The organism is Buttiauxella sp., assembly GCF_035271705.1.
Lineage (GTDB): Bacteria > Pseudomonadota > Gammaproteobacteria > Enterobacterales > Enterobacteriaceae > Buttiauxella.
The window spans coordinates 1-22,762 of sequence record NZ_DATERI010000125.1 but is presented as its reverse complement, the minus strand read 5'-3'; the positions used below and the strand labels follow the sequence as shown (position 1 = coordinate 22,762).

Below are 22,762 nucleotides of genomic sequence, written 5' to 3'. Positions count from 1 at the left end.
GGACATGACGATGAACATTTTTGAACAATATGAAGTGTGGTTTGTAATTGGCAGCCAGCATCTCTACGGTGCGGAAACACTGCGTCAGGTCAATCAGCACGCCGAGCAGGTAGTCAATGCGCTCAATGTTGAAGCCAAACTGCCATGCAAACTGGTGCTGAAACCTTTGGGTACGTCGCCTGATGAAATCACCGCTATTTGCCGTGATGCCAGTTACAACGATAAATGTGCGGGTATGGTGGTGTGGCTCCATACCTTCTCGCCGGCAAAAATGTGGATCAACGGCCTGAGTATTCTCACCAAGCCGCTGTTGCAATTCCACACCCAGTTCAATGCGCAAATCCCATGGGGCAGCATTGATATGGACTTTATGAACCTGAACCAGACCGCTCACGGCGGCCGTGAGTTTGGTTTCATCGGCGCACGTATGCGTCAGCAGCACACCGTGGTGACCGGCCACTGGCAGGATCCGCAAGCGCATCAGCGCATTGGTTCCTGGATGCGTCAGGCGGTTTCTAAGCAAGATACTCGTCAACTCAAAGTGGTTCGTTTCGGCGACAACATGCGTGAAGTCGCTGTGACTGACGGCGATAAAGTCGCAGCACAGATGAAGTTCGGTTTTGCCGTGAACACCTACGCGGTGGGCGACCTGGTGCAAGTGGTCAATGCCGTCAGTGACGGCGACGTGAATGCACTGATCGACGAGTATGAAAGCAGCTATCGCCTGACAGCCGCCGCACAAATTAACGGCGACAAACGCCAGAATGTGATTGATGCTGCACGTATCGAACTGGGGATGAAGCAGTTCCTGGAGCAAGGTAGATTCAGTGCCTTTACAACAACATTTGAAGACCTGCACGGCCTGAAACAGCTTCCAGGTCTTGCAGTGCAACGTCTGATGCAGCAAGGCTACGGCTTTGCGGGCGAAGGCGACTGGAAAACCGCTGCTCTGCTTCGCATCATGAAAGTGATGTCGACTGGCCTTGCGGGGGGGACCTCTTTCATGGAGGACTACACCTATCACTTCGAGAAAGGCAACGATATGGTGCTAGGGTCCCATATGCTGGAAGTTTGTCCGTCGATTGCGACCGCTGAAAAACCGATTCTCGATGTTCAACACTTGGGGATCGGCGGCAAAGACGATCCTGCACGTTTGATCTTCTCAACTAAAACCGGCCCGGCGCTGAATGCCAGCCTTATCGATCTGGGCGATCGTTTCCGCTTGCTGGTGAACTGTGTCGATACCGTCGAAGCCCCACATCAGTTGCCTAAACTGCCGGTCGCCAACGCACTATGGAAAGCCCAACCGGATCTGCCGACCGCATCTGAAGCATGGATTCTGGCAGGCGGCGCGCACCACACGGTGTTTAGCCAATCTCTGACACTTGACGATATGCGCCTGTTCAGTGAACTACACGGCGTTGAGCTGACGGTTATTGATAACGACACTCGCTTGCCTGCGTTTAAAGATTCACTGCGCTGGAACGAGGTTTATTACAGCTTTAAACGTTAGTAAGCAGAGGGTGGATGGCGCTTGCGCTTATCCACCCTATAACGGCTGCAAGCGCTTTCGTAGGTCGGACTAGCGTGAGCGACATCCGACCTTAACTTGTTGTTTAAGGCGGCAGCGACTCAATCCAGGACTTAAATATGTTAGAACAACTTAAACGCCAGGTACTCGAAGCTAATCTCGCGTTACCCCAACACAATCTGGTGACGTTGACCTGGGGTAATGTTAGCGCGGTGGATCGTGAGCGCGGTGTGCTGGTTATCAAACCCTCCGGTGTCGATTACAGCATCATGACTGCCGAAGATATGGTGGTAGTGAGCCTGGAAACCGGCGAAGTGGTTGAAGGGAATAAAAAACCGTCATCTGATACCCCTACTCACCGCTTGCTGTATCTTCAATTTCCGCACATTGGCGGCATTGTGCACACCCATTCACGCCACGCGACTATCTGGGCACAGGCAGGGAAATCAATCCCGGCAACCGGAACCACTCACGCAGATTACTTCTACGGCACCATTCCTTGCACCCGCAAAATGACCGATGAAGAGATCAATGGCGATTACGAATGGCAAACTGGCGAAGTTATCGTGAAAACGTTTGCTGAGCGTGGAATCGACGCCGCACAAATGCCTGGCGTGCTGGTGCACTCCCACGGGCCATTCGCCTGGGGCAAAGATCCGGTAGATGCCGTTCATAATGCCATCGTGTTGGAAGAAGTGGCCTATATGGGCATATTCTGCCGCCAGCTTTCCCCTGAATTACCCGATATGCAGCAAACCCTGCTGGATAAACATTATTTGCGCAAACATGGTGCGAAGGCTTATTACGGGCAATAAACACTGTATATAAAAGCAGTAAAACTGTGTGGAGTGGTCTATAATCAGACCACTTTTCCTTTTTGAGAATGCAGCGTGTCACAAGCTCGGCAGGGTTTTTTGCTAACGCGTCACTGGCGAGATACTCCACTCGGTACTGAAGTTGAGTTTTGGCTGGCAACGGACGATGGCCCGGTGAAGGTGCGTCTGCCGCGCCAGGAGTCGGTTGCATTTATTCCACAGTCGCAACAGCCCGAAGCGGCACGCTTGCTCGCGAACGAAAGCCATTATCGGTTTACACCGCTGCCTCTCAAAGATTTCCATCGCCAACCGGTCTGCGGGCTTTATTGCCGCCAGCATCGCCAACTCATGCGTATCGAAAAACTGCTGCGCGATGGCGGTGTGAGAGTATACGAAGCCGATATTCGCCCACCTGAACGGTTTCTTATGGAGCGTTTTATTACTGCTCCCGTCTGGTTTAGCGGTGAGGTGCAAAAGAATCTTGTCGTTGAAACCAGGCTCAAACCCGCACCGGATTACCGCCCACCGTTAAAATGGGTATCGCTGGATATCGAAACCAATCGTCACGGCGAGCTGTATTGCATCGGCCTTGAGGGCTGCGGGCAGCGCGTCGTCTACATGCTTGGCCCTGAAAATGGTGACGCAAGCGGGCTGGATTTTACACTGGAATATGTCGCCAGCCGTCCACTGCTTATCGAAAAACTCAACGAGTGGTTTGCTCAACACGACCCTGATGTACTGATCGGCTGGAACGTGGTGCAGTTCGACCTCAGAGTGCTGCAAAAAATGGCCGATCGCTATCAAGTCCCGCTACGTCTTGGGCGCGAGAATAATTTGCTGGAGTGGCGCGAGCATGGCTTTAAACAAGGCGTGTTTTTCGCGCAGGCTGCGGGCCGTGTGATTATTGATGGCATCGAAGCGCTGCGATCGGCCTTCTGGAATTTCTCGTCATTTTCTCTGGAAACCGTGTCGCAGGAACTGCTCGGTGAAGGCAAAGCCATTGATAATCCGTGGCAACGGATGGACGAAATTGACCGGCGTTTCGCCGAAGATAAACCTGCATTGGCGAAATACAATCTAAAAGACTGTGAGCTGGTAACGCGCATTTTCCACAAAACCGAGCTGATGCCATTCCTGCTAGAGCGGGCGACGGTAAATGGTTTGCCGCTCGACAGACACGGCGGATCGGTAGCCGCGTTTGGTCATCTTTATATTCCGCGTATGCACCGCGCCGGCTATGTTGCCCCGAACCTCGGGGAAGTGCCTCCGCAAGCCAGCCCCGGCGGCTATGTCATGGACTCACGTCCGGGTCTTTACGATTCAGTTTTAGTGCTCGATTACAAAAGCCTTTATCCGTCGATTATCCGCACTTTTCTTATCGACCCGGTTGGCCTTGTAGAGGGTATGGCGCACCCAGAACCGGAGCATTCCGTTGACGGTTTTCTTGGTGCGCATTTCTCCAGAACGACACATTGTCTGCCGGAAATCGTCGGGCAGATATGGTCAGGCCGTGACGAGGCAAAACGTCACGGCAATAAGCCGTTATCGCAAGCGCTGAAAATAATCATGAATGCCTTTTATGGCGTGTTAGGGACCAGTGCCTGCCGTTTCTTTGATCCTCGTCTGGCCTCGTCAATAACCATGCGTGGGCATAAAATCATGCTGCAAACCAAAGCGTTGATTGAATCTCAGGGTTATGACGTTATTTATGGTGATACGGATTCTACATTTGTCTGGCTTAAAAAAGCCCATTCTGAAGATGATGCGGCGCGCATCGGGAAACAGTTAGTCGAATACGTGAACACCTGGTGGAAAGCGCATCTGCAAGAGACACAACAGCTGGATAGCAAGCTTGAGCTAGAATATGAATCCCATTTTTGCCGTTTCCTGATGCCGACAATTCGCGGCACCGTTGAAGGTTCCAAAAAACGCTATGCGGGAATGATTCAGGAAAATGATAAGCAACGAATGGTGTTCAAAGGGCTAGAAACCGTGCGTACCGACTGGACACCGCTTGCACAAGCGTTCCAACAAACGTTGTATTTACGGGTATTTCGCAACGAGCCCTATCAGGATTATATCCGCGAAACTATCGCCAGTTTGATGGCTGGAGAGCTGGATGATCAGTTGATTTACCGTAAACGTCTGCGTCGCCCATTAAGCGAGTATCAAAAAAATGTACCGCCGCATGTGCGGGCAGCTCGCCTCGCAGATGAACATAATCAACGGCTTGGCCGACCTGCCCAATACCAGAACCGGGGGACCATCAAGTATGTCATCACCACGAATGGCCCTGAGCCGGTGGATTATCAGGAGTCACCTCTCGACTACGATCACTACCTCACACGCCAGCTCCAACCGGTCGCCGAAGGAATTTTACCTTTCCTTGAGGATGACTTTGCTACACTAATGACAGGGCAATTGGGGCTATTTTGAGAAACTCTAAATAATTCAAAGTGCAACCAGGCGGCAAGGGAACGAATCCCCCTGGAGCTTACTAGAGTAAGTGACTGGGGTGATTGAGTGCAGTCAACGCAGTGGCAATTTGAAGTATGACGAGTTGGTGACTATCTTGTTTCCTTCCAGTACCATAGCGCCCTCCTGAAGCACCCTTAAATCTACTTTTAGAACAGCCGCCTCTTTTTATGCGCGGTCGTTACGCTATTGCCTGCAAATCTTAGTAACTGATAATAGAGCCGAAATCTTATGCCTTTTACACTTGGTCAACGTTGGATCAGCGACACCGAAAGCGAACTGGGACTGGGAACTGTGGTCGCTTTAGACACACGGATGGTTACCCTACTCTACCCTGCCACCGGTGAAAATCGCCTGTATGCCAGAAATGATTCGCCTATCACCCGTGTGATGTTTAACCCAGGCGACACCATTACCAGCCATGAAGGTTGGCAACTGAAAGTTGATGAAGTTAAAGAAGAAAACGGTTTACTCGCCTACGTTGGCACGCGTCTGGACACAGAAGAAGCGGGTACGATGCTGCGCGAGGTTTTCCTCGACAGCAAACTGGTGTTCAGTAAGCCACAAGACAGACTTTTTGCCGGGCAAATTGACAGGATGGACCGTTTCGCCCTGCGTTACCGTTCCCGTGTTTACCAAAGCGAACAGTATCGCCAACCGTGGAGCGGACTGCGCGGCATGCGCACCAGCCTAATCCCACACCAGTTGAACATCGCCCACGATGTTGGCCGTCGTCACGCGCCGCGCGTATTGCTGGCGGACGAAGTCGGTTTAGGTAAAACCATCGAAGCCGGGATGATATTGCACCAGCAACTGCTGGCGGGCAGCGCTGAACGAGTGCTGATCGTCGTACCGGAAACCCTGCAACATCAGTGGCTGGTTGAGATGCTCCGCCGCTTTAATCTACGTTTCGCTCTGTTTGATGATGAACGTTACGCCGAAGCACAGCACGACAGTGATAACCCATTCGAAACAGAACAACTGGTTATCTGTTCGCTGGATTTTGTGCGCCGTAGCAAGCAACGTCTTGAACATCTGTGCGAAGCCGAATGGGATTTGATGGTTGTCGATGAAGCTCACCATTTAGTGTGGAGCGAAAAGGCACCAAGCCGCGAATACCAGGCAATAGAACAGCTTGCGGAACACATTCCGGGAATCTTGCTTTTAACGGCAACGCCGGAACAGTTAGGTATGGAAAGCCACTTCGCGCGTCTGCGTTTGCTGGACCCAAGCCGCTTCCACGATTTCGAGCAATTTGTTGAAGAGCAGCAGCATTATCGCCCAGTGGCTGATGCCGTTGCCTTACTGCTGGCAGGTAACCATCTGACAAACGATCAGCTCAATATGTTGAGTGAACTGATTGGCGAGCAAGATATCGAACCGCTGCTGCAAACCGCAAATAGCAACCGTGAAGGGAGCGATGCGGCGCGTCAGGAACTGATTTCCATGCTGATGGACCGCCACGGCACCAGCCGTGTGTTGTTCCGTAACACGCGCAATGGCGTTAAAGGTTTCCCAAAACGCGAGCTACATACCATTCGTTTGCCACTGCCGATGCAGTATCAAACTGCGATCAAAGTGTCGGGCATTATGGCGGCACGTAAATCGGTGGAAGAACGTGCTCGCGACATGCTCTATCCAGAGCAGATTTATCAAGAATTTGAAGGTGATAGCGGCACATGGTGGAACTTCGATCCACGTGTGGAATGGCTGATGGGTTACCTGACCAGCCACCGTTCTCACAAAGTCCTGGTGATTTGTGCCAAAGCCGCCACGGCACTGCAGCTTGAGCAAGTGTTGCGTGAGCGCGAAGGTATCCGTGCAGCGGTGTTCCATGAAGGCATGTCCATTCTTGAACGTGACCGTGCGGCTGCCTGGTTTGCCGAAGAAGACACTGGCGCGCAAGTGTTGTTGTGTTCAGAAATTGGTTCAGAAGGCCGTAACTTCCAGTTTGCCAGCAATCTGGTGATGTTCGACCTGCCATTCAACCCGGATTTACTGGAACAACGTATTGGTCGTCTGGACCGTATCGGCCAGGCGCATGACATTAAGATCCATGTGCCTTTCCTTGAGAAAACCGCGCAGTCCGTCTTGGTGGAATGGTTCCATGAAGGACTTGACGCTTTCGAGCACACTTGCCCAACAGGCCGTACGATTTACGATAACGTTTATCCGCAACTGATTGAGTATCTCGCTGCTCCTGAAAATACTGACGGTTTCTCGGCACTTATCAAGCAGTGTCGCGAACAGCACGATGTGCTGAAGGTGCAGCTGGAACAGGGGCGTGACCGTCTGCTGGAAATCCACTCCAATGGTGGTGAGAAATCACAAGCGCTGGCACAGGCTATTTCAGAGCAGGATAACGACACTAACCTGGTGAGCTTTGCCCTGAACTTGTTCGACATTGTCGGCATTAATCAGGACGATCGCGGTGACAACATGGTGGTGCTGACACCAGGTGATCATATGCTGGTGCCGGACTTCCCAGGCCTGCCGGAAGACGGTTGCACCATTACGTTTGAACGTGATGTGGCGCTATCTCGCGAAGATGCACAGTTTGTGACATGGGAACATCCCATCATCCGCAATGGTCTGGATCTGATTCTTTCCGGCGATACCGGTAGCTGTGCGTTGTCTCTGTTGAAAAACAAAGCATTGCCAGTCGGCACGTTGCTGTTGGAACTGGTGTATGTCGTTGAAGCGAAAGCGCCGAAGCAATTGCAGCTCAATCGCTTCTTACCGCCAACGCCGGTCCGTATGTTGGTGGACAAAAACGGAACTAACCTTGCCGCCCAGGTCGAGTTTGAAAGCTTCAACCGCCAGCTAAGCACGGTAAATCGACATACCGGCAGTAAGCTGGTCAATGCCGTACAGTCCGACGTCCACGCGATTTTGCAATTGGCAGAAGAGAAAGTGGAAGCGGCTGCGCAAGTATTGATTAAAGCGGCTCGCGAAGAAGCAGATGAGAAGCTGAGTGCAGAACTTTCCCGTCTGGAAGCGCTAAGAGCGGTCAACCCAAACATTCGTGATGATGAACTCGAAGCCATCGAGAGTAATCGTAAACAAGTGTTGGAAAGCCTCGCGCAGGCTAACTGGCGACTCGATGCGTTGCGCCTGATCGTGGTGACACACCAATAGTTTTCGCACCGCTTTACTCAAATCATTCGAGTTGCAGCAAGGCGGCAAGAGAGGGCATCCCCAGGATGCCTACTAAAGTCAGTGACTGGGGTGCAGGAAAGCAGCCAACGCCGCTGCAGCTTGAAGGATGTAGAGTAAATGTTAATGGAACCCTATAACCCGCCAATGGACCCGTGGTTGGTTATCCTTTATCAGGATGACCACATCATGGTCGTCAATAAACCTTCGGGTTTGTTGTCGGTGCCCGGGCGTCTGGATGAGCACAAAGACAGCGTGATGACGCGCGTTCAGCGCGATTTCCCGCAGGCAGAATCCGTGCATCGTCTGGATATGGCGACTAGCGGAGTGATTGCCGTTGCGCTAACCAAAGCGGCAGAGCGCGAGTTGAAGCGTCAATTCCGTGAACGTGAGCCGAAGAAGCAGTACGTGGCGCGAGTGTGGGGTCATCCAAAACCTGAAACAGGCCTGGTGGATTTACCGCTGATTTGCGACTGGCCAAATCGGCCAAAGCAGATGGTATGCCATGAAACCGGCAAAGCGGCGCAGACGGAATATGAAGTGCTGGAGTATTCGGCGGATAACACCGCACGTGTGCTGCTAAAACCGATTACCGGGCGCTCTCATCAACTACGGGTGCATATGCTGGCGTTGGGCCATCCCATTCTTGGCGACCGCTTCTATGCCACGCCTGAAGCGCTAGCATTAGCGCCACGTTTGCAGCTTCACGCTGAAATGCTGACCATTACCCATCCCGAATATGGCACACCCATGACGTTTCGCGCCCCGGCAGATTTCTAAAAAAAAGCCTCTCAGTCGAGAGGCTTTTTCATTTACTTGAATCCGTTGACCGTCTTAATCAAATCGTACGCTTTCTGAATTTCCTGCGCCTTCTGTTTGGCCATCTCCATCATTTCTGGTGGCAGACCTTTGGCGACCAGTTTGTCAGGATGGTGTTCGCTCATTAATTTACGGTATGCGCGTTTAATGGTGGTGGCATCATCGCTACTTTTAACGCCCAATACATTGCACGCATCTTCAAGCGTTGGCCCACGTTGTTGCTGGAAGCCACCTTGCGATTGGCTGTATCCACCACCGAATTGCTGCCCGCCTTCCATCATGCGTAAGAACTGATCGAACTGCATACGTGAAATACCGAGCTCTTCGGCAATAACGTACAACACTTCCCGTTCGTTAGGATGCAGAGAACCGTCCGCATATGCCGCCTGAATCTGAATTTCAAGAAACATCCGAATTAGGTCAAAACGCCCAAAACATACGCTGCGTAACTGACGCATTTTCTCACGGAGTGGGTAGCCATTTTCTTTACCCACCCGGAATGCATGCTGCGCGGCACTACGCGCATCACCATGTAATTGCATGCGATCCATTAATAGTGATGCAATTTGGATATCCGCTTCCGTAACGCGCCCTTTTGACTTAGTCAGATGGCCCATCACTTCAAATGTCGTGCTAAAGAACAATGACTGGCGCTGTTGTTGGTTAGAAAACCAGGACTGACGGCGGCTGCGCACCTTATCAATGGCATGGCCAATCAGTAGCCCAATTACTACACCCCAGAAGCCACCGCCCATAATAAGTGCTATTGCCACACCGAGTACTTTTCCCCAATACTGCATATACTCCCCAAATCGTCATGTCGTCGTCTAGAATTTGCTTTATCATACCCGTCATTGATAGCAGTGCCTAACGGCAGACTGCTGAACGGGCAGGATTAACACTAGCGCTGTAGTGATGAGTAAGTTAGTCTCTGACCGTTTGCCGACGCTATACCCTATAGCATTCAATGTGAAGCAACGCGGCAAGTGAGAAAACATCCCGTCATTCAGTGAACCCAATGACGGGAACCCCAAATCTGTTCAGAACAGATTTGAACGCTGCTTAGAGCGGCCCCGAAGGGGTAAGGCTCACGATGAGTCGAATAACTAAGTGCCGCCAACGCCTCTGCATCTTGAATGATGATGGGTATAAGCCATTGATGACGGAACAACGAATAACACGTATGAAAAAACGTATTCCCACCTTGCTGGCCACTTTGATTGGCGCAGCGCTGTATAGTCAACAAGGCATGGCGGCCGATCTCGCGTCGCAATGTATGCTTGGCGTCCCAAGTTACAACCGTCCGTTGGTTAAAGGGGACACCAACAACCTGCCTGTCACGATAATTTCCGATCACGCAAAAGGTAATTATCCTGATGACGCGGTGTTTAGTGGCAATGTGGATATCCAGCAAGGCAATGCCCGCCTACAATCTGACGAAGTTCTACTACATCAAAAACAAGTTGAAGGTCAACCTGATCCCATTCGTACCGTCGATGCCGTTGGCAACGTCCACTACGACGATAATCAGGTCATTCTGAAAGGGCCAAAAGCCTGGTCAAACCTGAACACCAAAGACACTAACGTCTGGGAAGGTGACTACCAGATGGTAGATCGTCAGGGTCGTGGTACTGCCGACCTGATGAAACAGCGTGGAAATAACCGTTACACCATTTTGGAAAATGGTACCTTTACTTCCTGCTTGCCGGGTTCTAACACTTGGAGCGTGGTTGGGAGTGAAGTGATTCAGGACCGCGAGGAAGAAGTCGCGGAAATCTGGAATGCCCGCTTTAAGGTGGGTCCGGTACCGGTGTTTTACAGCCCATATTTACAGTTGCCGATCGGTGATAAACGCCGTTCTGGTTTCCTGATCCCAAATGCGAAATACAGTAGCGATGGCGGTATTGAATTCACTCTGCCGTATTATTGGAACATCGCACCAAACTTTGATGCCACGATTACTCCGCACTATATGGAAGAAAAGGGCATGCAGTGGCAAAACGAATTCCGTTATCTGACCAAAGCCGGCTCAGGTATCATTGAATTCGATTACATGCTTTCAGATAAAGAATATAAAGACGATGTGACCAAAAACCCGGACGGGGATGAACGCCGCTGGTTGTTCTACTGGAACCACAGTGGAGTGATGGATCAGGTGTGGCGTTTCAATATCGACTACACCAAAGTCAGCGATCCTTACTACTTTAACGATCTAGATTCGCAGTACGGTTCCAGTACTGACGGTTACGCGACACAGAAATTTAGTATTGGTTATGCCGTTGAGAACTTCGATGCGACGGTTTCGGCCAAACAGTTCCAGGTCTTTGATTCACAAAATGGTAGAAGTTCCTACAGCGCTACACCGCAGTTGGATATGAATTACTACCAAAATGATATTGGGCTATTTGATACGCGTGTTTATGGTCAGGCCGTTCATTTTACAAACGTGGATGACAGCAAGCCCGAGGCTACCCGTCTTCATATAGAGCCCGTCATTAGCCTACCATTATCAAACGGCTGGGCGAGTCTGAATACCGAAGCCAAACTGATGGCGACGCATTATCAACAGACCAATTTGGATACGTACAACAACGCGAATCCTGATAATCAGTTAGACGAGTCTGTTAACCGTGTTCTGCCGCAGTTTAAAATGGATGGTAAGCTGATTTTCGACCGCGCCATGGATTCAGCCTTAGGCTGGGAACAAACGCTGGAGCCACGCGTACAGTATCTGTATGTGCCATATCGTGATCAGAGCAATATCAATAATTACGACTCCGCACTGCTGCAATCTGACTACAGTGGTTTATTCCGCGACCGTTCTTACGGCGGTCTTGACCGTATCGCATCAGCCAATCAGGTGACGACGGGGGTGACAACCCGCATTTATGACGATGCTGCCGTTGAACGTTTTAACGTTTCTGTGGGTCAAATCTACTACTTCACTCAATCTCAGACTGGCGATGACAACATTGAGTGGGAAAAAGATAAGAAAACCGGGTCCATGGTATGGGCTGGTGACACTTATTGGCGTATGACTGACCGTTGGGGTTTACGTGGCGGGGTACAGTACGATGCACGTCTGAATAGTGTTGCGACCGGTAGCAGCGCTATCGAATATCGTCGTGACATCGACCGACTGATGCAATTCAACTACCGTTACGCAAGCCCTGAATACATTCGTGCAACGATACCGGGCATTAATACCGATGCAACACAGTATAAAGACGGCATCTCACAAGTGGGGGTGACAGCAAGTTGGCCGATCGTTGACCGTTGGTCTGTCGTCGGGGCTTATTACTACGACACTAATGCGAAACAAACCGCTGACTCTCTGCTGGCAGTGCAGTATAACTCTTGCTGTTATGCGATTCGTGTTGGTTACGAACGTAATATTGATGGCTGGGAAAACAACGAAAGCAAATACGACAACGTAATTAGCTTTAACATCGAGTTACGTGGCCTGAGTTCCAACTACGGCCTGGGCACACAGCAGATGTTGCGTTCAAACATTCTGCCGTATCAAAGCTCGATGTAATTCACTTTGACTTGTAAAACGTAATCCGCTCTGCGGCTAAGTAAATGGAAAAAGTATGAAGAATTGGAGAACGCTGCTTCTCGGTATCGTCCTGGTGGCGAATACCTCTTTCGCGGCCCCACAAGTGGTCGACAAAGTTGCTGCTGTAGTGAATAACGGTGTGGTATTGGAAAGTGACGTTGACGGCCTCATGCAATCAGTGAAGATGAATGCCCAACAAGCCGGGCAACAGCTCCCTGACGATGCCGCTCTGCGTAATCAAATTATGGAACGTCTGATCATGGATCAAATCATCCTGCAGATGGGCCAGAAAATGGGCGTCAAAGTGACCGATGAGCAGGTTGATAAAGCCATTGCTGATATCGCGGCACAAAACAAAATGAGCATGGATCAGATGCGTAGCCGTCTGGCCTATGATGGCGTCAATTACAACACTTACCGTGCTCAGATCCGCAAAGAGATGACCATTTCGGAAGTGCGTAATAACGAAGTTCGTCGTCGCGTGTCAGTTTTGCCACAAGAAGTGGAAGCTCTTGCACAGCAAGTGGGTAGCCAAAACGACAGCAGCACCGAGCTCAACTTAAGCCACATCCTGATTCCATTACCGGAAAACCCAACATCTACCCAGGTAGATGATGCGGAAAAACAAGCGCGTGATATCGTTTCACAAGCGCAAAACGGTGGTGATTTCGGCAAACTGGCCATCACCTACTCTGCTGACCAACAAGCCCTGAAAGGCGGTCAAATGGGTTGGGGACGCATCCAGGAGCTGCCATCTATTTTCGCTCAAGCTTTAAGTACAGCGAAAAAAGGTGATGTTATCGGCCCGATTCGTTCAGGTGTCGGTTTCCACGTCCTGAAAGTGAACGACTTGCGTGGCCAAAGCAAGAGCATTTCTGTTACCGAAGTTCACTCTCGTCATATTTTGCTCAAGTCATCTCCAATCATGAATGATGACCAGGCGCGCGCTAAGTTGAACCAGATTGCAGCTGATATTAAAAGTGGCAAAACCACTTTCGAGAAAGCCGCAAAAGAGTTCTCTGACGATCCAGGCTCTGCTAACCAGGGTGGGGATTTAGGTTGGGCATCAGTAGACATTTATGATCCGGCGTTCCGTGATGCACTGATGAAAATGAACAAAGGACAAACAAGCGAGCCTGTGCATTCCAGCTTCGGCTGGCACTTGATCCAACTGATCGATACTCGTAACGTTGATAAGACGGATGCTGCACAGAAAGATCGTGCCTATCGTATGCTGTTCAACCGTAAGTTCTCTGAAGAGGCACAAACCTGGATGCAGGAACAACGTGCTTCTGCTTACGTAAAAGTTATCGGTAGCAATGGCTAATATCCATCGCGTGGTCATCACTCCCGGCGAACCCGCCGGGATTGGCCCCGACCTGGTCATCGCGCTGGCAAGCCGCGACTGGCCCGTTGAAATGGTTGTCGCGGCTTCGCCTGATCTTCTCCTGGAACGTGCCGCCCTACTGGGCCTTCCCCTCAAGATTAAAACTTACCAGCCTGGCACTCCGGCAAGCCCGCAAGTTGCTGGCACGCTCACTGTTCTTCCCATCGAATTACGCGCGCCAGTAGTCCCAGGGCAACTGGATGTGAGAAATAGTGACTATGTCGTTGAGATGCTGGCGCGAGCCTGTGACGGCTGTATTAGTGGCGAATTTGCCGCTCTGATCACCGGGCCCGTTCATAAGGGCATAATCAACGATGCTGGTATTGCGTTTATCGGTCATACCGAGTTTTTCGAAGAACGCTCACACAGTGAAAAAGTCGTGATGATGCTGGCAACCGAAGAGCTGCGTGTTGCATTGGCGACGACACATCTACCGCTAAAAGCCATTTCTGATGCGATAACGCCAGATTTATTACGCCAGATAATCACCATCCTGTATCATGACCTGCAAACCAAGTTTGGTATTGCACAGCCGCATGTGCTGGTTTGTGGCCTCAACCCCCATGCCGGGGAAGGTGGCCACATGGGCACTGAAGAAATTGATACCATCATTCCAGTACTGAATGAAATGCGTGGCCTGGGAATGAATCTTTCTGGCCCACTACCGGCAGATACGCTGTTTCAGCCAAAGTATCTTGATAACGCCGATGCAGTACTGGCGATGTACCACGATCAAGGCTTACCGGTACTCAAATACCAGGGCTTTGGTCGGGCGGTAAATATCACGCTAGGCTTACCTTTTATCCGCACTTCAGTTGACCATGGAACCGCGCTAGAACTCGCCGGCCAAGGGAAAGCTGATGTCGGCAGTTTTATTACGGCGCTTAATCTCGCCATCAAAATGATTACTAATACTCAATGAATACTCGTGTCCACCAGGGCCATTTAGCCCGTAAACGTTTTGGACAAAACTTCCTTAATGACCAGTTCGTTATCGACAGTATTGTCTCTGCAATTAATCCGCAAAAAGGCCAGGCAATGGTTGAAATCGGCCCCGGCCTCGGCGCATTAACCGAGCCTGTGGGTGAACGCCTGGATGAAATGACCGTTATCGAGCTGGACCGTGATCTTGCGGCCCGCCTGAAAACGCATCCTTTCCTGGCGCCAAAGCTGACGATTTATCAGCAAGATGCCATGACTATGGATTTTGGAGAGCTGTCGCAAAAAATCGGTCAGCCGTTGCGCGTCTTTGGCAACCTGCCGTATAACATCTCTACGCCATTGATGTTCCATCTCTTTAGCTATACTGATGCCATTGCTGACATGCACTTTATGCTGCAAAAAGAAGTGGTAAACCGTTTAGTGGCTGGCCCAAACAGTAAAGCGTATGGTCGTTTAACGGTAATGGCGCAGTATTTTTGCAATGTGATCCCAGTGCTTGAAGTGCCACCAACGGCCTTCACACCGGCACCCAAAGTGGATTCTGCCGTTGTCCGCCTGATACCACATGCAACAATACCGCACCCAGTGAAAGAGCTGCGTGTATTAAGCCGCATCACGACTGAAGCCTTTAATAAACGTCGCAAAACGATTCGTAATAGCCTTGGCCATCTGTTTAGCGCTGAAGTGATGGCGGAGCTGGGAATCGACCCAACCCTGCGTGCTGAGAACATCTCAGTCGCCCAGTATTGCCAACTGGCAAACTATTTGGCTGAGCATCCGCAACAGCCGAAGGAGAGTTAACGATGTTAAATTCGCCCCGCGTATGCATTCAGGTACAAAGCGTCTATATCGAATCCCAGTCCTCTCCGGAGCACGAACGTTTCGTCTTTGCTTATACCGTCACCATCCGTAACTTGGGGCGAACACCGGTGCAATTGCTTGGCCGTTATTGGCTTATCACCAATGGTAACGGCCATGAAACTGAAGTTCAGGGCGAAGGCGTGATTGGCGCCCAGCCGCATATTGAACCGGGCAACGAATACAGCTATACAAGTGGTGCGGTACTTGAAACACCGCTTGGTACCATGCAAGGTCATTACGAAATGGTCGACTCTCAGGGTGACGCTTTCCGCGTTGCTATTCCGGTGTTCCGCCTGGCTATTCCAGCCTTCATTCACTAATACAATGTCTACATACCTGATTGGCGATGTTCACGGCTGTTACGATGAACTGGTTGCCCTACTGCAACAGGTTGATTTCAAGCCTGGCGAAGATATTTTATGGCTTACGGGCGATCTCGTCGCGCGTGGGCCAGGTTCACTTGAAGTCCTGCGTTTTGTGCGTGGGCTTGGTGATAGCGTGCGTCTCGTCCTGGGCAACCATGACCTGCATTTGCTCGCAGTGTATGCGGGTATCAGCCGTAATAAACCCAAAGATCGCGTATCCCAACTGCTGGAAGCACCCGATGTCGACGAACTGCTTAACTGGTTACGTCGCCAACCTCTGCTTCTGGTTGATGAAGAGAAAAAGCTGGTAATGGCTCACGCAGGGGTCACGCCGCAGTGGGATTTGAATACCGCGATAGCCTGTGCGCGTGATGTCGAAGCAGTGCTATCGAGCGACAGCTATCCGTTATTCCTTGATGCGATGTATGGCGATATGCCGAATAACTGGTCGCACGATCTTTCAGGGTTAGCGCGTCTGCGGTTTATTACCAATTCACTGACTCGTATGCGTTATTGCTTCCCGAATGGGCAACTGGATATGTACTGCAAAGACACACCAGAAAGCGCACCCACGCCACTGAAACCGTGGTTTGCGATCCCAGGGCCGGTGACCGATGAGTATTCCGTTATTTTCGGGCATTGGGCGTCCCTGGAAGGTAAAGGGACGCCTGAAGGGATTTACGGGCTGGATACTGGTTGCTGCTGGGGCGGAGACTTAACCTGCCTACGCTGGGAAGATAAAACCTATTTTGTTCAGCCATCGAACCGACAGCAAGATATTGGTGGTGGTGAAACAGCTATCGCCTCTTAATCTACCCACATCATCTTTCCTCTTGTTTCTTGGTTAACTCAAAAACAAGGGGAAACAGAACGTCCCCATAAATAATCCCATCTAACCGTCACCGCATCGGTGACTTTACCTATCAGCGTGGATGATGGTCAGAAAGGCGGCGGCGTGAACGGCGTGGCACAGGTCGGCATGCAGTATAAAACCGAGAAAACGCAGTTTGGTGTGGAAGCCTACAACGGGAAAGAAGACGGCATCAGCGATAAAGTCATGATGCTGAATTTTAAACGTAACTTCTAATATTCACCGTTTCTGAATGAAAAAAACCGCAAATATTTGCGGCTTTTTTATATCTAATAATAATTATACATCTATTAGTTTTGCAACTTCATCTTTTCAAATTCAGCAAACATCCCATCTGAAATTCGTTTCACGATTTCGTTTTTTAGGGTGTTTTTTCTACTTATCATATAAATATTAATATCTGGAATTTGCTGTTCTGCTTCCACTTTTTTCAGAGAATGGATTTTTCCGTATTTTTCAAAAAACCAAACTGGCATTAGAGACACCATCTCAGAATGCTCAATGGCAGCGGCAATCGCAAATACGCTTGAACTGCTGAACGACTGTTTCCTGACACCAAACATCTCGCGGATTCTTTCCCGAGTTTCCCTCATCACCGGACCATCCGAGGAGTAAAGCGCAAATTGCTCGGTCTGGAACATCTCTGAAGTCAGTTTGTCTTTTATTCTTGGGTGATTCTCATTACAAACCCAAACGATTGGGTCACTGGTGAGTGGGACGTTGATAATATCAGGACGATAAATCGGGTTAAGATCGAAGATAAAATCGACCTGACGCAACGACAGTTGGTCATCCAGAGTAGTCAAACTCACATCAATGGGTTGATGTGTCACATTACAATCAATATTCTCATTTTTAATGAAATTCATCAAAACGGGTAAAATACGAATGGCACTATAGGGCGCGCAATGAATGCGAATTTCATTCCGAATGTTATTGCTAACAAGCTCCTGAATGCTTTCCAGCAACCCCAGATAATTATCATTAATGACATTGTGAATATTAACGGCCGTAGCTGTTTTTATTAACTTTGTGCCATTACGCACAAACAGAGGATCTGAGAAAAAATCACGTAATTTGTTAAGTGACTGACTAATAGCGGAGCTACTACGCCCCATCCTATCTGCTGCCTCAGCGACACTTTCAAAATCGTAAACCAGCTCAAAAACTGCTAAAAGATTTAAGTCAAATCTTTTGATAAGTTGGCTATCAATCATTTGATTTTTATCGCTCATTCCTTGCCTCATATATAAATACGAATGATATAGCCGGACTACGCTCCGATGTAGCCCAGGACCTGCTTTATAGAATAGTTAATATATATATTTTTTCTGCATAATTGTGCGGAAAATGAAAAAACCGCAAAAAAGTCATTTTGCAACTTTTTTGCGGTTCGCAATGTTAAACGACCTTTAACGGCGTTCCAAAACCTCGAAACAGTAACCGTGGGAATTATTTTCGTCCGCATCGTGGAATTCGCTAAACGTTGACTGCCATTCGTCCGGGTCGTAATCCGGGAAATGCGTGTCGCCTTCCACTTCCGCATCAATGTGCGTCAGGTACAAACGTTGTGCTTTCGGCAGGAACTGTTCGTAAACACGCCCGCCGCCAATCACCATAATTTCTTCCGCATCGCCACAAGCCTTAATGGCATCTTCTACGGATGAAACCCACTCAACACGGTCATCGGTGCCAGGCTTGTTGCTAATGACGATATTCTTACGTCCTGGAAGCGGCCGACCGATAGATTCCCAAGTCAAACGCCCCATAACGACAGGTTTATTCAGTGTAGTACGTTTAAACCATGCCAGATCGGCAGGTAAGTCCCAGGGCATGGCGTTTTCCATACCAATTACACGATCTACCGCTAATGCAGCAATCAGACTTATCATTCTATTTACCCAAGGGTGGTGAAAAAATTGCCGCCACTATACGGAAAGCGCATTCTTTCGTCGACTATCCACAAGCCCGTCCGTAAGAATTTTTTTGTTCTGTTACTGTAAACCTGTCACAGAGTGCATCCTGGCATAACAGGAACAATGAGTTAGTTTAAAAGTGTGAGAAACAATGTAAAAATTCTTAAGCGTGCTCAGCCATATACTATAAGTTTACGCAATAGCTGCGGTATAGTTCACGTTTATTGCTCTTAATTTTGCCGGATACGCCCATGCTGGAAACCACACTTTTTGTTGCCACAATTGCCACTCTGGGGATGCTCTCCCCTGGCCCTGATTTCTTTCTGGTCATTAAGAATGCCGCTCGCTATCCACGAACTGCTGCGATGATGACCACCATTGGGGTAATCAGTGGTGTCGCTACCCACATGGCTTATTGTGTGGCAGGTTTAGCAGTACTTATCACCACGACTCCGTGGTTGTTCGGTTTTCTGAAATACGCCGGTGCCGCGTACCTGATTTGGGTTGGCGTACACGCTCTGCTTGCTCGCGGCAGCAGTAAAATGGATGTCAGCAATGTTGAACGCCAACACACCACGCTTAAAAAAGCCTTCCTACAGGGCTATTTGTGCAACCTGCTGAACCCGAAGGCGACGCTGTTCTTCCTTTCCGTGTTCACCCAAGTGTTAAGTATTCATTCCGGCACCATGGAAAAGCTTTGGTACGCAGGCGTGATCCTGATGCTGTCCGTTGTCTGGTGGCCACTTTTAGTGATACTGATTCAGAGCGAGCCGGTTCGACGCGGCCTGGCCAAAGCACAGAAGATTGTCGATAAGTTGCTGGGCGGAATGCTGATTGCGCTCGGGATTAAAGTGGCATTGAGCTGATTTCGCTCGACGAAACAGAAGTCAAAAAGCGGGTAACACCGTTAGTTTAAGAACGAGATATCCGGGGCGACCACCGGGTTTGGCGTCCCTCCGGGAACCAAATCCCGGTGTTTCCCCTCATTCATTGGCTTGAGTGAACGGTATTACCGGATTGGGAGCTTTTTTATTACTCAGGCTTTACGGGTGGCTCATCAGCCAATTTTCCCGAATGAATCCCCTCTTCAGTGCCCTGCCAGCCATGACGCTGAATCACGTTGAGGTGTGCACGATCTTCGTTAATCACCTCAGTCAGCATGGCGCTGGTGCGTTTGAGAACATCGGCGCGTGCTGACCAGTCAGGAGCAGGTACCATTTCTTCCACCATTTGCGTATTGAAACGGCGGAAATGGTCGGCTCGTTCTCGCGCCTCGTAACTCCCCACTCCCAATCCTTCAAGCGCCCTGCGCCCTACTTTCAACGCCCCTTCAAAAGTCTCGCGTTCAGGTTGCTCAACACCCAACTGACGCAGGCGAATGAAATGGTCGAGGTCACGCGCTCGTGCTATCACTTTCAGATGCGGGAAATGCTCTTGCACCAGTTCGGCTAATTGAATATTAGCATCCGGATCGTCGATGGCATTGATCAGCACTTCCGCTTTTGCCGCCCCCGCAGACTCCAGCAAATCCACGCGTGTCGCATCACCATAAAACACTTTAGTGCCAAACTTTCGCAGCGTTTCGATATGGTCTGGGTCGTGATCGAGAACCACCATTTTGACGCCGCTAGTCAGCAGCAAACGCCCGGCGATTTGCCCAAAACGGCCAAAGCCTGCGATGATCACACGCGGTTGTTCTTCGTCAATTTCATCCGCTTCTTGCGCCTGCTCTTTGCCTGATTTTTCGAGGTGATTGAGCAATACAAGTAGCAGCGGTGTTGCCGCCATTGATAGTGCGACGGCAAGCGTGAGGGATTTTGCCCAACTGTCGTCCAGGACTTCTGCCATTCTCGCAGTACCAAAAATGACGAAAGCGAACTCACTTCCCTGCCCCAGCAAAACGGCAAACCAGCGCCGCTGTTTGCGCGGCACGTTAAGCGGTTTTGCCACTATCCAAAGCGTAATAATTTTAATCGCCAGGAAACCGAACAGCAGCGCAATAATGCGTAACGGGTTATCCACCAGCGTACCAAAATCTATCGACATGCCAACGCCGATGAAAAACAGCCCAAGCAACAAGCCTTTGAAGGGTTCGATATCACTTTCCAGCGCATGACGATATTCAGAACTTGCCAGCAAAACGCCCGCAAGAAACGCCCCCATCGCCATCGAAAGACCAGCTTCTTCGAGCAATAAACCAAAACCGAACACCATAAATAACGCCATGGCACTGAAAACTTCACGCAGGCCAGATCGCGCGACAAATCGCATTAGCGGGCGTGTTACGTAACGGCCCAACAATATGACTATCGCCAGCGCCCCTACCACTTTGAGCGCAGAAATTGAAAACGCGGCAAAAGTTGTGGTTGCGCCACTGCTGGCTAATAAGGGGATCATCGCCACCAACGGAATGGCGGCGATATCCTGAAATAGCAGGACTGCAAATGCGCTGCGCCCCATCTGTGAAATGGTCAGGTTGCGCTCGTTCATCGCCTGCATAGCTATCGCGGTGGAGGAAAGTGCCAGCGTCAGGCCGATTAATATCGCCACTTGCCAGCGTAATCCTAAGAACATGCAGAACAAACCGAGCAGTAATCCGCACGCCACCATTTGCAGTGCGCCACCGCCAAATACCGATGCTCGTAGCGTCCATAACCGTTGCGGATCCAACTCCAGTCCGATAACGAATAGCATTAACACCACGCCGATCTCCGCAAAGTGCAGAATAGTTTCGGCGTCAGTCACCAATCGCAATCCCCACGGCCCAATAATGCAGCCCGCGATAAGGTAGCCCAGTACCGACCCCAACCCCAGACGCACCGCAATCGGCACAATGATCGCCGCTGAGCCGAGATAAATCAGGGCCTGAATCATGCTGTGACTATCCATGATTTGCCTCCCGCCAGTCGAGCAAGCGTTGCTTGTACATTTCGGCTTGTACCTCGAGGGTATTTTCGTCACAAACAAAAGTGAAATGGATGGTGAAATGCGGCAACCAGTTCATGCCGCAATACAACGCTGTGGCTTGTAAGGGCTGGCCGAGAACATCAAAGCCCGGATGGTTGCCGAGTTCGAAGTGGTTATCACCACCACCGGTAGTGACGGCCCACATCACGTTTTTACCGTGTAACGCCGTACCACTGTGGCCATATGCCCAACCGTGAGCGAGCACTTTATCAATCCAAAGTTTCATCAATGGCGGCATGCTGTACCACTGCATCGGATGCTGCCAGATAACCAAATCGGCGCGGCTTAATGCTTCCTGTTCGGCGGCAATATCAATGTTGAAATCGGGGTATAACTCGTAAAGAGAGCGCACTTCCACATCAGGCAAAAGTGTAGCCTGCTCTATCATTTTCCGGTTGGCATGGGAGTGATGCGGGTAGGGATGTGCATAAATAATTAAGATCATGAATAAACCTGTTGTTTTACTGCTCTCTTTTAACGAAAGAGTGTAGTCAGTAATTCAACAGGCTAATAGTCAATATTCTTTACCGGCTAAGTGGAGAAGACTGAATGAGTTCTCCCGTTCATCCATAGACTTAACCTGATCACGGTTAATCTGCTCTGTTTTCCCGGTTTCCGCATTTTTGTATGACAGCGGCAAGAAACGAAAAACGGCCCCTGAAATCAGGGGCCGTTTATTTTTACGTCGGATAAAGGATATTAGCCTTTAATCTGCGCGTGCATTTCCTGAACTGAAGTCACTTTTTCAGTTGCATCGGCGTTCAGCGCCATCGCGGTGGCAAAGCCGCCGTTAAGCGTGGTGTCGTAATGCACTTTATATTGCAGCGCGCTGCGACGGATGAGTTTGGAATCCTCAATCGCCTGGCGGCCCGCGGTAGTGTTGATGATGTAAGTGTATTCGCCATTCTTGATGCGGTCTTGAATGTGCGGACGACCTTCATGCACCTTGTTCACCAGACGTGGGTTGATGCCTGCTTCGCCCAGCACAACCGCAGTACCGTGGGTCGCGTCCAGCTCAAAGCCCTGTTTCAGCAGTTTGGCAGCAAGGTCCACTACGCGTTTTTTGTCGCCTTCACGGACAGAGAGCAGCGCGCGGCC

At 50.2% G+C, this 22,762-nt stretch carries 18 protein-coding genes and 2 pseudogenes; 13 read left to right on the top strand and 7 right to left on the bottom strand.

Annotated elements, in window-relative coordinates:
• The first annotated feature begins 10 nt into the window (after nt 1-10).
• The 5 genes from araA (at nt 11) to rluA (ending at nt 8,757) form a co-directional block, all read left to right on the top strand.
• On the top strand, nt 11-1,513 hold the full coding sequence (araA, locus tag VJY99_RS11685) for an L-arabinose isomerase (protein WP_324118594.1): 1,503 nt from the start codon (nt 11-13) through the stop codon (nt 1,511-1,513).
• A gap of 137 nt (nt 1,514-1,650) precedes the next feature.
• Nucleotides 1,651-2,346 carry an L-ribulose-5-phosphate 4-epimerase gene (araD, locus tag VJY99_RS11680; protein WP_324118592.1) on the top strand — a complete coding sequence of 232 codons (696 nt, stop codon included), beginning with the start codon at nt 1,651-1,653 and terminating at the stop codon, nt 2,344-2,346.
• 75 nt (nt 2,347-2,421) lie between these two features.
• A complete protein-coding gene (polB, locus tag VJY99_RS11675; RefSeq protein ID WP_324118590.1) occupies nt 2,422-4,782 on the top strand; it encodes a DNA polymerase II in 2,361 nt (786 codons plus the stop codon).
• A gap of 270 nt (nt 4,783-5,052) precedes the next feature.
• The gene (gene rapA / locus VJY99_RS11670; protein WP_324118588.1) at nt 5,053-7,959 is read left to right on the top strand and encodes an RNA polymerase-associated protein RapA; all 2,907 of its coding nucleotides are present in this window, start codon (nt 5,053-5,055) and stop codon (nt 7,957-7,959) included.
• Between the two features lie 138 nt (nt 7,960-8,097).
• Complete coding sequence (rluA, locus tag VJY99_RS11665) at nt 8,098-8,757, top strand: bifunctional tRNA pseudouridine(32) synthase/23S rRNA pseudouridine(746) synthase RluA (protein WP_324118586.1); 660 nt, start codon at nt 8,098-8,100, stop codon at nt 8,755-8,757.
• 32 nt (nt 8,758-8,789) lie between these two features.
• Here the strand turns inward: rluA and djlA are convergent, their stop codons facing one another.
• On the bottom strand, nt 8,790-9,596 hold the full coding sequence (djlA, locus tag VJY99_RS11660; RefSeq protein WP_324118584.1) for a co-chaperone DjlA: 807 nt from the start codon (nt 9,594-9,596) through the stop codon (nt 8,790-8,792).
• A 383-nt stretch (nt 9,597-9,979) separates the two neighbouring features.
• Between djlA and lptD the strand changes: the two genes are divergently transcribed.
• The 7 genes from lptD to VJY99_RS11625 all read left to right on the top strand — a co-directional run bounded on the left by lptD (nt 9,980) and on the right by VJY99_RS11625 (nt 16,997).
• On the top strand, nt 9,980-12,334 hold the full coding sequence (gene lptD / locus VJY99_RS11655) for an LPS assembly protein LptD (RefSeq protein WP_324118582.1): 2,355 nt from the start codon (nt 9,980-9,982) through the stop codon (nt 12,332-12,334).
• Between the two features lie 55 nt (nt 12,335-12,389).
• The gene (gene surA, locus VJY99_RS11650; protein ID WP_324118581.1) at nt 12,390-13,682 is read left to right on the top strand and encodes a peptidylprolyl isomerase SurA; all 1,293 of its coding nucleotides are present in this window, start codon (nt 12,390-12,392) and stop codon (nt 13,680-13,682) included.
• Complete coding sequence (pdxA, locus tag VJY99_RS11645) at nt 13,675-14,664, top strand: 4-hydroxythreonine-4-phosphate dehydrogenase PdxA (RefSeq protein ID WP_324118579.1); 990 nt, start codon at nt 13,675-13,677, stop codon at nt 14,662-14,664. Before surA ends, pdxA begins: the two co-directional genes overlap by 8 nt.
• Nucleotides 14,661-15,485 (top strand): 16S rRNA (adenine(1518)-N(6)/adenine(1519)-N(6))-dimethyltransferase RsmA, encoded by an 825-nt coding sequence (gene rsmA, locus VJY99_RS11640; protein WP_324118577.1) that lies wholly within the window; start codon nt 14,661-14,663, stop codon nt 15,483-15,485. Before pdxA ends, rsmA begins: the two co-directional genes overlap by 4 nt.
• A 2-nt stretch (nt 15,486-15,487) precedes the next feature.
• Nucleotides 15,488-15,865: a Co2+/Mg2+ efflux protein ApaG gene (gene apaG / locus VJY99_RS11635; protein ID WP_324118575.1), complete on the top strand. Its 378-nt coding sequence runs from the start codon at nt 15,488-15,490 to the stop codon at nt 15,863-15,865.
• 4 nt (nt 15,866-15,869) lie between these two features.
• Nucleotides 15,870-16,721, top strand: coding sequence for a bis(5'-nucleosyl)-tetraphosphatase (symmetrical) ApaH (apaH, locus tag VJY99_RS11630; protein WP_324118573.1), 852 nt, complete (start codon nt 15,870-15,872; stop codon nt 16,719-16,721).
• A gap of 99 nt (nt 16,722-16,820) precedes the next feature.
• A complete protein-coding gene (locus tag VJY99_RS11625) occupies nt 16,821-16,997 on the top strand; it encodes a hypothetical protein (RefSeq protein ID WP_324118571.1) in 177 nt (58 codons plus the stop codon).
• A 74-nt stretch (nt 16,998-17,071) separates the two neighbouring features.
• Here the strand turns inward: VJY99_RS11625 and VJY99_RS11620 are convergent, their stop codons facing one another.
• Nucleotides 17,072-18,016, bottom strand: a complete 945-nt coding sequence (locus VJY99_RS11620) for a LysR substrate-binding domain-containing protein (protein WP_324118569.1) — start codon at nt 18,014-18,016, stop codon at nt 17,072-17,074.
• Between the two features lie 177 nt (nt 18,017-18,193).
• Nucleotides 18,194-18,673: a type 3 dihydrofolate reductase gene (gene folA, locus VJY99_RS11615; protein ID WP_324118568.1), complete on the bottom strand. Its 480-nt coding sequence runs from the start codon at nt 18,671-18,673 to the stop codon at nt 18,194-18,196.
• Between the two features lie 275 nt (nt 18,674-18,948).
• Between folA and VJY99_RS11610 the strand changes: the two genes are divergently transcribed.
• Entirely contained in the window at nt 18,949-19,563 is a 615-nt protein-coding gene (locus tag VJY99_RS11610) for a LysE family translocator (RefSeq protein WP_324118566.1), read from the top strand.
• Between the two features lie 166 nt (nt 19,564-19,729).
• Here VJY99_RS11610 and kefC read toward each other — a convergent pair whose 3' ends face one another.
• From kefC to carB, 4 genes and pseudogenes are all read right to left on the bottom strand, one after another.
• A complete protein-coding gene (gene kefC, locus VJY99_RS11605) occupies nt 19,730-21,586 on the bottom strand; it encodes a glutathione-regulated potassium-efflux system protein KefC (protein ID WP_324118564.1) in 1,857 nt (618 codons plus the stop codon).
• A complete protein-coding gene (kefF, locus tag VJY99_RS11600) occupies nt 21,579-22,109 on the bottom strand; it encodes a glutathione-regulated potassium-efflux system oxidoreductase KefF (protein ID WP_324118562.1) in 531 nt (176 codons plus the stop codon). The genes kefC and kefF overlap by 8 nt, the downstream gene beginning before the upstream one ends.
• A gap of 69 nt (nt 22,110-22,178) precedes the next feature.
• Nucleotides 22,179-22,298 (bottom strand): annotated as a pseudogene (locus VJY99_RS11595) (hypothetical protein); the annotation flags it as partial.
• Between the two features lie 65 nt (nt 22,299-22,363).
• Nucleotides 22,364-22,762, bottom strand: a pseudogene (gene carB, locus VJY99_RS11590) (carbamoyl phosphate synthase large subunit); the annotation flags it as partial.